The following is a 10,812-nucleotide window of genomic DNA, read 5'->3' as shown; positions in this document are numbered from 1 at the left end:
AGCGTCCGGGCGGTGTCGGGGTCGGCCGGGTCGAGGGGGGTCGTGCGGGGGCGGGCCGCCGGTTCCGCGGGACGGAACGGGCGGATCGCGGCGGGGACGATCCGGACGTCGGGGCCGTCCATCGTCCAGGTGTGGAACCGTTCGGGCGCCTTGTCGATCCACGGATGCTCGCGGCGGAGCCCCGTGAACAGATCCGACGACAGCACGTGCAGCCGGTTCTGGCGGGCCAGATTGAGGGCCAGCCCGGCGGCGACGGCGGCCGTCTGGAGCCCGCCCGCGCGGCGGAGCTCGGCGAAACGGTCGCGGTCGGCGCCGGTCAGCGCGTGGGCGAGGGAACTGTCGGCGACCAGGAGCATCTGCGCGGACGTCCCGTGCTCGGCCTCCCACGCCGCCCAGACCCGTTCCAGCCGCGCCCAGACCGGGGGGCGACGGCCACGCGGCGGCAGCTCCGCCGACCAGCAGGCCCTGGACACGTCCACCACCACGCCCACCGGATCGGCCACCCGCGCCCCTCTCGCATGATCCGTCCGACCTTAACCCGAAGGAACCCGAAGGGTTTTTCGGATCCGAGTCCAATGGGTGTACCGCCCGTCACACCTACGGGGTTAAGATCGCCCTTTATCCGGACTGGACGACGTCTCACCCCCTGGAGAGTCGGCATGGGCACGGGAACGGCAGGCGACGGGCGGGACCCCGTACGGGTTCTCGTGGTGCACGCCGACGAGGTGATCCGATCAGCCATGGCAGGGCGGCTGCACGGCGGCGAAGAGATCACCGTGGTCGGGGCTACCGCCGCCGACCCCCTGCCCTTGGTCGTCCAGCTCCATCCCGACGTCGTGGTCCTCGACGATCCGGCGTTCGCGGTGACGATCCGCAAGAAATGCCGCGTACTGATCCTCGGCGAGGACGTCGAAGACGACTGCGACCTCTTCGAGTTCGTCCGCGCCGTCCGGGCCGCCACCAAGGCGGGGCTCGGGCTTTCGGTGCGCGAGGCCGAGGTGATGGACCTCATCGCGTCCGGGCGGTCCAACGGGGAGATCGCGCGCGAGCTGTATCTCAGCGAGAAGACCGTGAAGAACCATGTGAACCGGATCTACTCCAAGCTCGGGGTGCCCAACCGGGCCACGGCGATCTCGCTGTGGCGGGGCGTCCTCAGCGACCGCGTCGTCCGCTGACGCGGCTTTTCTCTCACATACCGTCCGGGACAAATCGGACGGTGAGCAATTGGTGACCATGCGGAGTAAACCGATGCGTGGGGCCGCGCATCTAGTTAAGGAGTCCTGCCCCCGAACAGGAAAGGCCCCCTCTCGATGTACTGGATCTGACGCATACCCTCTTGAACCGTGCCTAAAGTCTTGACCAGGCCGGTCTCCCCCCAAGCCACGCGCACCGCCTGGATTCTCTGGACGGTCGGCGTCCTCGCCTACGTGATCGCGGTGCTGCACCGGACGTCGTTCGGCGTGGCCGGGCTGGACGCCGCGGAGCGGTTCGGGGTCTCGGCTTCGGCGCTCTCCTCGTTCACCGTCGTCCAGGTGCTGGTCTACGCGCTGCTCCAGGTGCCCGTCGGGGTGCTGCTCGACCGGTGGGGATCCCGGCGGATGATCGCCGGCGGGGCGCTGCTCATGGCGTCGGGGCAGCTTCTCCTGGCGTTCGCGACGACCGTCCCCGAAGCGCTGGCGGCGCGGGTGCTCGTCGGCGCGGGCGACGCGATGACCTTCATCAGCGTCCTCAAGGTGATCTCGCTGTGGTTCCCGGCCCGGCGGGCGGGGCTGCTCACCCAGCTGACGGGCTTTCTCGGGCAGACCGGACAACTGCTGAGCGCGATCCCGCTGATGGCGCTGCTCCACGGGCCGGGGTGGACCGCCGCCTACGGGTCGGCGGCGGCGGTCGGGGCGCTGACGGCCGTCCTGGCGTTCGCGGTGCTCAGGGACGCTCCGGCGACGGAGCCTCCGCCCCCGTTCGCGTCGCTGCTGCCGAACCTCCGGACGTCCTGGCGGACCCCGGGCACCCGGCTCGGCATGTGGTCGCACTGCACGCAGACCAGCGCGAACGCCTTCGCCCTCATGTGGGGCTACCCGTACCTGGTCAAAGCGCAGGGCCTGTCCCCCGCGACCGCGAGCGCCCTCCTCACCGTCTTCGTGATCGCGACGATCTCCACGGGCCCGCTGATCGGCCTCTACCTGACCCGGCACCCGACCCACCACGTCCGCGTCACCGCGGTGATCACCCTCCAGCTGATCGCGATCTGGACGATCGTCCTGGCCCTGTCCGGCCCGGCCCCGGTCTGGCTCCTCACCCTCCTCACGATCTCCATCGCCGCCGGCGGCCCCGCCAGCATGATCGGCTTCGACCATGCCCGCGCCCACAACCCGCCGTCCCGCCAGGGCACGGCGACGGGCCTGGTCAACGCCGCCGGCTTCTTCGCCGCTCTCCTCCTGAACCTCCTGATCGGCCTGGTCCTCGACTACCGGGGCAACGCCTTCACTCCCACCGACTTCCGCCTGGCCTGGCTCACCCAGTACCCCCTCTGGTTCCTGGCCCTGGCCGGCCTGGCCTTCTCCACCCACCGAACCCGCCGATTCGCGCATCCCCCAAATCCCCGGTAACGTTCTCTCTGTCAGCAAGGCCGACGGGCCGAGCCGACACCCGCGCCGCTAGCTCAGTTGGTTAGAGCAGCTGACTCTTAATCAGCGGGTCCGGGGTTCGAGTCCCTGGCGGCGCACCACACCTGACCAGCGCGTTTCCGGTTTGTCCGGGGCGCGCTGGTCGCGTTTCAGCCCCGTGTGTGCTCCATGTGTGCTCGGTTGTCGCCACCGTGTCACCGAACCACCCCCGAACGGGTAAGCCCCGCCGCCCTCCGAAGAACACGACGGGGCAGATCATCACGACGATCGCTCACGCACGTTGACGCTTCCGGCGCGACCTGTCCGGGTTCGCCACTCCGCCCGCGGCGAGCACCGGAACCTTCTCCCTGGTCCGGTTGATGAGCGCCGCAGCGTCCTCCGCGGCCCGTGTAGCCAGATCGGGCAGGACCGAGGTGTAGGTGTCGGCCGCGATCGTGATCGACGACAACCCCAGCGTCTCCTGCACGACTTTCATGTCATGCCCGGCTGCCAGCAGGATCGTCGCGGCACCATGCCTCAGATCATGAAGACGGACCGGCGGAAGCCCCGCCTCCATCGCGAGCTGCTCGAACTGAACGGTCACACCCGCCGGATGAAGGGCCTCACCGGTCTCGGTGGTGAACACGAACCCGCTGTCCACCCACCCCTCACCCGCCGCCAACCGCTCAGCGTTCTGGCGAGCCTTGTGGGCCTGCAGTTCACGCACCGTCGTCTCGTCCAGAAACACCTGACGTTCCCCCGCCTCCGATTTCGGACGCCCCTGCCCGACCTCGGAACCGTGCTGCACGATCTGCCAGCGGATCGTCGCCACGCCGCGTGTCAGATCGAGTTCCGACCAGCGCAGCCCGCACGACTCCCCGCGCCGCAGCCCCCGATAGGCGATCAGGTGATACTGCGCATACAAGCGGTGTGAACGGGCGCGGTCGAGGAACACACCGGTCTGCTCGGGCGTCCACACCATCACCGCTGACGGACGCGCCGCACCCACATACGCATCCAGCCGATTCTTCCGCTTTCCATGCCGGGCGTCCCCGTCGGCCTGGACAAGCCGCGCTTTACGGGCTTCTTGCTCCTCGATGTGCTCAGCGAGGCTCTGCTGCCAGGCGACGATCCGCTCAGGCGTCCACACCAACGCCTTCGGACGCCGACCGCCCTCCAACTCGATCAGCGAAGCGACATTCACATCGATCTTCCGCTCCTTGATCGCCTGGTTGAGCGCCGCCCGGAGGGTGGCCCGCACCCGCTGACACGTCGCCGGACCAACGACCCGCCGCCCCTTCACCCTGGCCCGCAACGCCGGATCCCCCGACTCCCTGGCCTGCCTGATGATCTCGTTGCCCTCCTCGATCAGCTCGAACACCCGAGCCGCGTCCACCACCGTCAGCTTGTCGAGCCGCACCTCCCCGATCGCGGGCACCAGATACATGCGGATATGGGACTCGTAGCTACGGCGCGTGTTCTCCCGCAGCTTCTTACGTCCCCGCAGCCACGACCCGAGCCATCCCTCCACCGTGACCTTCCCGTCCAGGTCCTGACCGGTCCTGAACCGACGACGCACCTCCTCCGGATCCGGCAGACCCCTGGTCTCCTTCAACGAAACCGTGATGAAGTCCGCCAGACGCTGCCTGTCCTCCTCCCCGCCGATGTTCAGCAGCTCACGCGCCCGACCCATCTCTGCCTCGGCGGCGTCCTGGGTGGCGAACCCACCCCGCCGCAACGGCGTCCGCCGCCGCCCATCAGCGTGCGGCGGAAGCTCCAGCTGGAACTGCCAACTCCCATGAACCGCACTCCACGCCCCCGACTTACGACGAAGCCTGGGACACCCCCGCCCCAGCAGCTTGCCGTCTACCCCTCGGCACCCACACCTCTTGAACGTCAACCCGGCAGCCACGTCAGGCTCACCGTCCCTCCACGGAAGGCCGCTCAGCCACGGCTGACAGACCCAGCAGGCAGAGAAGCTCAGACGTCGGCACCACATACGCCTTCCCGGACCTGATCACCCGACACGGGAACTCCCCCGCACGAGCAAGCCCATAGGCCTTGGTACGCCCCAACCCGAGCGCTCTGCCCGCCGTGACCACGTCCACCACGACCGGCAGCGCACAGACCTCCGCCACAGACATCCCAGCCCTCACCCACACCCCCGAACCTTCCGAACCCGAACAAGGAAAGGCGAAAAGAGCGCGAACCACGCCTGCCCCAGCGAAGACGGACCGCCCCTCCCCATGACCACACAGATCACACCCCGCGCGGACGGGCAGGAACCCCCGCATACACGCTCGACTCCACCCCCACGATCAAGAGACCCCCACACCGGCGTGTCGCCCCGACCCTCCACCCGACTCCGCACCCCGACCCGCAGACACCGGCCTCTCCTCGAGTAGGCGCTGGGCACCCAGGGCCGAGCTCTGACCGGCACAGCCCGCGCCATGGCCGCCCATCCGCACCGGGACGCCGGCGATCAGCAGCTCCCGCACCGTCCGCAGGAAGATCTGCGGGTCAGCCGACAGATGCGAAGGCGACGCCGTCACCACCACATCGAACGGCCGCGACACCAGCCGCGCGTCCAACGTCAGATCGATCAGGCCGCCATCACGCTCCAACCCGAACCCCTCCGGCAAAGCGCTCTGGCTGCGGCCAACTGGACGCCCCACATCGAAGTACACGCCGACGACCTCCTCCCCCGCCGCCAGAACCCCCTCACACCCCTGGAACTGATCGAGGATCTCCTCCTCCGCCCCATCCCGACATCCCGCGCTCCCATAGAACGCGACCCTCACACCCGCCTCCCCGGCGAGGTGAACACCAGCAGATCCTCATGCGCCGACGCCGCCGCCGCGACGCCCTTCTCCCGCTGCCTGCGCGTCTCCAACATCTGAAAGAACGACGCCCGATTCACCAGACCCCCGTCCCGCAACCCACACAACAGCGCCACCAACCGGTGCTCCAACACCAGGCCGGCCTCCTGCGCGGTCGCAATCACCTCACCGGGAAGATCGACCAGCTCGCCCTTCGCCCGGATCGGACGGATCGTGATCGCCACGACCCCACCCGGCCGAAGAATCTCCCGGCAGCCCGCGAGGATCTGCCCGAACACCTCCATCAACTCCGGCAACCCCCGATACGCGAGATTGTTCCGATCGGCGGAATACCGGTGATTCCACTTCTCCACCCCACCCCCGTCGCCGCCGCGTGTCCCGGAACGGATATGACCATGGGTGCGGGAACCGTAGGGAGGCGACGTCAACACCAACGCCGCCCTCCCCCGCAACCCCGCCAGGGTCGTGGCGATGTTCCGGGCGTCCCCGCACGTCACCCGCGCTGACCCAGCCGCGCCCTGCCCCCGAGCGTGCAGAACGTTCTCAGCGGTGAGGCCGGCGAAGTCGGCCTCATACTCCATCCCCGCGGCATCCCGGCCAAGATGGATCGCCTCCACCAGCGTGGTGCCGATCCCGCACATCGGATCCACCACCAGATCACCCGGCTCAGTGAACGCCCCGACGACCTGTGAAGCGATCGCGGGAAGCATCTTCCCCGGATGCCGCATCGACCCCGGCACATACCGACCCGCCCGCTGCCCCCGCGACTGCACCTGCCCCGTCACCAACACCGACGGAATGATCACCTCGCTCAACGCACACCCCCGACCGGCCGCTGGAACAGACACACATCGCCGTGCACGACCGCCACCGGCGGGAGCGCCGAGGACCGCACGCCACGCACCTGCGCCAACGCCTCCGGACCCGCCTGCACCACCAACGCGTCCCCTTGCACCGGGACACGCAACGCGATCACGTGCTGCACATACCGCAGACCAGCCCGACCCGCCGCCCGAATCACCTCCGGCGCCGGATCCACCAGCCCCTTCCCCTCATGCCGCACCGTCGTGATCACCGCGAGATGACCACCCGGCCGGAGCACCCCCGAAGCGTCCTTCAACAGCCGCTCCAACGGAGGGACACCGATCCGACGCTCACTCACGCACGACGGGCAGACCCCTACGTGGCCACGCCCCGTCCCCGGATACGGCGGAAGCGCCGCGACCAGCAGATCAACACTCCCTTCCAGCCCCTGCATCGCCTCGGCGAGGTCATCCGGGCCCTGCGGCCGAAGCCGCACCAACCCCCGGCTCTCGACCGGCAGTTCTTCTTTCAGGCGCTCCTGGAGATGCTGCGCGAGCGGCAGATGCGGCACGCACCCCACCACCCGACGCCCCGACCCAGCCGCCGCGACCAGCACCGCCTCACCCGTCGGGAACACATCCCCCACGATCCCGCCCGGCCGACTACACGCCCGCACCAGATGCCCCGCCAGCTCACGCCCCACCGCCAGCCGATGCCGCCCACACACCCCCGACCCATCCGCGCGCCCGGCGCTGACCCCCGACCGGGGGGCAGCGGGCGTTGTGTCCGAACACATCCAGACAGACAGCGGCAGCAACCGTCTATCCCCGGTCGATGCCTTCTCCGGCCGAGCCTTCTCGTTCTCACCCAACTACCGGTGACCCGAACAGCCACCCGCTCCCATGCACATAAAACACTCCGGGGACGGCGCGGATTGGAACGTCCGCCCCAGGACTTCGTGGGCATGGGGACGTCATGACCGCGTCAGCGGTTCGGGGGGTTGCCATCGTTCATGACGAGATGCGCCGGTCGGGACCCGAGTGCATTCAACGGAAGCGCCGAACGCCTGTGCGGCGACATACCCGGCCAACGGACCCGAAAGCAGCTCGCTGTCATTAGCCGTCCTCCCCGCCAATGTCGGCGAGATCAGCGAGGAGATCGGCCAGCGCCTTGTCATATTGCTGCCGGTCGAAGAGGAAGGGCCCGAACGCGGAGTAGTCGCGGGTGGGACGGTGGCCCTGCTCGAAGTCGTTCCAGACCACCAGGTCTCCGGTCGGTGTGATCCTGGTCATGAGCGGCCAGCAGCCGACCTCGCCGCATTCGCATCCCAGCACGGCCGTCTTGGGGCCGAGCCCGAGATTCTCCTTACCCAGGAAGTGTTCGTCGAGCGGCCCGAACCGGTAGAACTCCGGGATGAGACCGCCATAGGCGTCGCCAGCAGGGGTCATATCCGCGGTGATCTCGAACCGGTCGATCAGATCGACCAGCAGCTGGCCGTCGATCATGGGAACGACATCGTGGGCCTTCCGATCAGGAAGCCAGCGAACGGCGAACCCGATGACTCGCAGACCCGCAGTCATGATGTCTGACCACTTCTTGCGACTCTCATGTCTTCAGAATGCCAGCACACTCGGGCAGCGATCACCATGTCCTGCCCTTCCTCTTGGCCGACGCATTCGCGGAACGGCCTTGGTCTCGATCAAAACGCGAAACTTGAGTGCAACCCCAAATATGGCTGCCCGGCGGAGCGCCCGGCCGGTTGCCCGAGTCTTTCCTCGGTGAGGAGTTCCTGGGGCGCTCGGCCTCGTCGAGGAGGGTTCGGGTGGGCTGGTGCGGGCTTGACGGCGATCTGCAGCCGGTGCGCTCCAGTGCTGGTCAGGGCCGGAATGGCGGGGTGGTGGCCGTCCTCCGGGTTCCTCGGGGTGGCGGTGGTGGTGCGGGGTGGTGGTTGAGAACTGGTGGCTTCTACCGGCTCGAGCATCGGGGAGTTTCCATGGCCACTGTCCTGCGGGATCACGCGGAATCCGGCTTCAACGGCAACGCGCTCAGTAGCGCTGAGAGGGCGTTCGGGTTTCTGGTCGAGGGGCCGGAGCCGCTCGCGGTCGATGGGCGGGAGGTCGGGCATGGGCTGCCCGGGCGGATGGTCGGGCTTGGGGAGGTGAGGGAGCTGCTGCTGAGCCCGGCGGCTGGGGACGTGGTGAAGGACGCGGTGTGGCGGGTGCTGGTGCGGCGTGCGAGGGATGGTGGTCCGGCGTGGGTGGTCGGGTGTGTGGGGGTGGCGGCGCCGGGGTTGCGGAATGTGGCTGCGCGGGCGGTGCGGGGGTGTCCGGCGCACGCGTTCGATGACGTCGTCGCGGAGATGGTGGCGGAGTTCGTGACGCAGTTGGGGCGGATCGATCTGGAGCGGCCGAACGTGCTGCCTCGGCTGATGGTGTGGGCGCGGAAGGGCGCGTTGCAGGGGCGGGCGCGGGAGGTCGCCGGGGTCGAGTTGCGGGAGGAGATGCCGCAGCGGCACGCCGTCGGCGGGGAGCCGTTCCTGGTGCTCGCCGAGGCGGTGCGGTGCCGGGTGATCAGCGCCGATGAGGCGCGGTTGATCAACGCGACGCGGCTTGAAGGGCAGGCGCTGCGGGCGTATGCGGGGCGGGCAGGGGTGCCGGCGGATCGGCTGTACAAGCGGCGGCGGGCGGCTGAGGCGCGGTTGGCGCGGGCGATCGAGAACGGTCAAGTCTCGGTCAGTCTGCTGGGTGAGGGCTCCATTTCGGGGGGCTGAGCGGGTGGTTCATACCTGTCAGCTGTGATCACGGCCCGGTGGCGGGTTTCGGGGGCGGTCGCCCGTTCCCATCGAGTCCACCGTCCCTCGTCCTTTGAAGGAGGACACCCGATCCGGGGTCTGCGCCCGGGTCGTGGTCGCGGCTGACGGTCCGAAAGACGTTCGTTGCATCGGAGTCATGCCCATGAAGTGTCGCTCTTCGGTTCGTCGTGTTCTGGCGTTGTTCGTGCTGCCGTCGCCGCAGGGGGTGAGCTGGATCCGGCGGGCCGTCGCCTCGGCGGTGTGGACGGCGGGGTGTGTGGTGACGGCGCTATCGGTGCCGCACGTCGCGCAGGCGATGACGGGGCTGGCAGCGGCCTCGCTCGACCAGGTGATCACGAATCTGCGGAACGTGGTACTCGGGCTGCTGGTCGGGCTCGCCACCTTGTTCTTCACGATCGGCGGGGTGCGTTACATCCTGGCCGGGGCGGATCCCGGTGAGGTCGAGTCGGCGAAGAAGACCCTGCGGTACGGGGCGGTCGGGTACGGGGTGGCGATCCTGGCGCCGGTCTTGGTGCGGCTGCTGCAGAAGATCGTCGGTGCCTGAGGTGGCGGCGCGTCGCCTCTGGCCTCGGGTGCTGGCCGCCGCGCTCGGGACGGTGATCTTCCTGCTGGCCGGCGGTCAGGCCTGGGCGCAGCCCCCGTCGCCGACTGCGCCGCCGTGCTCGCCCGCGCAGGCGACGGGCTGCGTGATGCCTTCGGCTCCCGCCGTCCCGGCGAGCCCGGAGGGTGGTTGCGGGTTCATCGATGTGGGATGCAAGGCGCGGGAGGCGATCGACGGGTGGTTCGCGCATCTGGTGCGCTCGGCGGCCGAGCCGGTGCTGGCGATGCTCGGGTCGACGATTCTGGCGACGCCCGAGCTGGACGCGCCGTCGATGGCGCGCAGTGTCGAGTTGTGGGAGCTGTCGCGGACGATCGCCAACACCTGCTTCGTGCTGCTGGTGACCGTGGCGGGTGTCCTGCTGATCGCCGGGCAGTCGATGCCGGGGCAGGTCTCGCCGCGTGAGCTGGTGCCGCGGCTGATCTGGGCGTTCCTGGCCGCGAACCTGAGCCTGATCGCGATCGGCTATGCGATCACGCTGGCGAACGGGCTCAGCCAGGCGTTCCTCGCCGACGCGGGGAGCCGGATCGATCCCGAGACCGTCGCCAAGGCGATCGGCAAGATGCTCCTGGCGGGGGTCGCCTCGCAAGGGGTGTTCATCGCGATCGTGGCGCTCGTCGTGGTGGTCCTGGCGGTCGCGGTGGTGTTCACCTATGTGGTGCGGCTCGCGCTCACCATGGTGGTGATCGCCGCCGCGCCGCTCGGGCTGATCCTGCACGCCCTGCCGATGACGGAGGGGATCGCGCGGCTGTGGTGGCGGTCGCTCGCCGGTCTGCTGGCCATCCAGGTCGCCCAGTCGCTGGTGCTGGTGACCGCCGTCCAGCTGCTGTTCGCCAAGAACCCGGCCGGTACGGAGGGTCTGGTGGGGCAGACCGATCTGAGTGACCTGCTGATGGCGATCTGCCTGCTGTTCATCCTGGTCAAGATCCCCGGCTGGGTGGCCAGGACGATCTGGCAGGCGAACAAGCCGCAGATGCTGTCGCGCGTGGTCAAGTCCCTCGTCCTGTACCGGGGATTGCGGATGGTCACCAAGGGCGGTGGGGCTGCGTCCGGTGGACGGCCCCCACGCCCGCCAGGCACGCCCGGGGCTGGTCCTGGTGGCCCGTCCGGCGGCCCGGGTGGGCGGCGTCGCGGTCCGCACGGTCCTCCTGGCGG

The 10,812-nt window shown here is 69.2% G+C and carries 11 protein-coding genes and 1 tRNA gene; 6 read left to right on the top strand and 6 right to left on the bottom strand.

What is annotated here, in order from left to right; translation table 11 throughout:
* The coding region (locus ACYVE7_RS20255) for a hypothetical protein (RefSeq protein ID WP_460366526.1) at positions 1–503 on the bottom strand (503 nt) is incomplete at its 3' end.
* A 156-nt stretch (positions 504–659) separates the two neighbouring features.
* Here ACYVE7_RS20255 and ACYVE7_RS20250 point away from each other — a divergent pair.
* The 3 genes from ACYVE7_RS20250 to ACYVE7_RS20240 all read left to right on the top strand — a co-directional run bounded on the left by ACYVE7_RS20250 (position 660) and on the right by ACYVE7_RS20240 (position 2,725).
* Complete coding sequence (locus ACYVE7_RS20250; RefSeq protein ID WP_460366525.1) at positions 660–1,175, top strand: response regulator transcription factor; 516 nt, start codon at positions 660–662, stop codon at positions 1,173–1,175.
* Positions 1,176–1,343: 168 nt separating this feature from the next.
* Positions 1,344–2,606, top strand: a complete 1,263-nt coding sequence (locus tag ACYVE7_RS20245; RefSeq protein ID WP_460366524.1) for an MFS transporter — start codon at positions 1,344–1,346, stop codon at positions 2,604–2,606.
* 42 nt (positions 2,607–2,648) lie between these two features.
* Positions 2,649–2,725: transfer RNA gene (locus tag ACYVE7_RS20240), tRNA-Lys, on the top strand.
* Positions 2,726–2,895: 170 nt separating this feature from the next.
* On the opposite strand, the gene ACYVE7_RS20235 is transcribed toward ACYVE7_RS20240, so the two are convergent.
* The 5 genes from ACYVE7_RS20235 to ACYVE7_RS20215 all read right to left on the bottom strand — a co-directional run bounded on the left by ACYVE7_RS20235 (position 2,896) and on the right by ACYVE7_RS20215 (position 7,752).
* Complete coding sequence (locus tag ACYVE7_RS20235) at positions 2,896–4,341, bottom strand: tyrosine-type recombinase/integrase (protein WP_460366523.1); 1,446 nt, start codon at positions 4,339–4,341, stop codon at positions 2,896–2,898.
* A 580-nt stretch (positions 4,342–4,921) separates the two neighbouring features.
* A complete protein-coding gene (locus ACYVE7_RS20230; protein WP_460366522.1) occupies positions 4,922–5,404 on the bottom strand; it encodes a hypothetical protein in 483 nt (160 codons plus the stop codon).
* Positions 5,401–6,249, bottom strand: a complete 849-nt coding sequence (locus ACYVE7_RS20225) for a TRM11 family SAM-dependent methyltransferase (protein WP_460366527.1) — start codon at positions 6,247–6,249, stop codon at positions 5,401–5,403. The genes ACYVE7_RS20230 and ACYVE7_RS20225 overlap by 4 nt, the downstream gene beginning before the upstream one ends.
* A 5-nt stretch (positions 6,250–6,254) precedes the next feature.
* Complete coding sequence (locus tag ACYVE7_RS20220) at positions 6,255–6,818, bottom strand: hypothetical protein (protein ID WP_460366521.1); 564 nt, start codon at positions 6,816–6,818, stop codon at positions 6,255–6,257.
* A 544-nt stretch (positions 6,819–7,362) separates the two neighbouring features.
* Positions 7,363–7,752 (bottom strand): hypothetical protein, encoded by a 390-nt coding sequence (locus tag ACYVE7_RS20215; RefSeq protein ID WP_460366520.1) that lies wholly within the window; start codon positions 7,750–7,752, stop codon positions 7,363–7,365.
* A gap of 488 nt (positions 7,753–8,240) precedes the next feature.
* Here ACYVE7_RS20215 and ACYVE7_RS20210 point away from each other — a divergent pair, with 488 nt between their 5' ends.
* The 3 genes from ACYVE7_RS20210 to ACYVE7_RS20200 all read left to right on the top strand — a co-directional run.
* The gene (locus ACYVE7_RS20210) at positions 8,241–9,017 is read left to right on the top strand and encodes a hypothetical protein (protein WP_460366519.1); all 777 of its coding nucleotides are present in this window, start codon (positions 8,241–8,243) and stop codon (positions 9,015–9,017) included.
* 178 nt (positions 9,018–9,195) lie between these two features.
* The gene (locus ACYVE7_RS20205) at positions 9,196–9,603 is read left to right on the top strand and encodes a pilin (RefSeq protein WP_460366518.1); all 408 of its coding nucleotides are present in this window, start codon (positions 9,196–9,198) and stop codon (positions 9,601–9,603) included.
* A partial coding sequence (locus ACYVE7_RS20200; RefSeq protein ID WP_460366517.1) for a hypothetical protein occupies positions 9,596–10,812 on the top strand: 1,217 nt, incomplete at its 3' end. The genes ACYVE7_RS20205 and ACYVE7_RS20200, both read left to right, overlap by 8 nt.

It is taken from the genome of Actinocorallia lasiicapitis, assembly GCF_054778695.1.
Note: the sequence above shows the minus strand (reverse complement) of the source record. Positions and strands in the feature narration are given on the sequence as shown.

What these genes read in the sequence shown, in the direction of transcription:
- ACYVE7_RS20250 (WP_460366525.1), top strand. Translation starts at nt 660, where the DNA reads ATGGGCACGGGAACGGCAGGCGACGGGCGGGACCCCGTACGGGTTCTC.
- ACYVE7_RS20205 (WP_460366518.1), top strand. Translation starts at nt 9,196, where the DNA reads ATGCCCATGAAGTGTCGCTCTTCGGTTCGTCGTGTTCTGGCGTTGTTC.
- ACYVE7_RS20210 (WP_460366519.1), top strand. Translation starts at nt 8,241, where the DNA reads ATGGCCACTGTCCTGCGGGATCACGCGGAATCCGGCTTCAACGGCAAC.
- ACYVE7_RS20215 (WP_460366520.1), bottom strand. Translation starts at nt 7,752, where the DNA reads ATGATCGACGGCCAGCTGCTGGTCGATCTGATCGACCGGTTCGAGATC.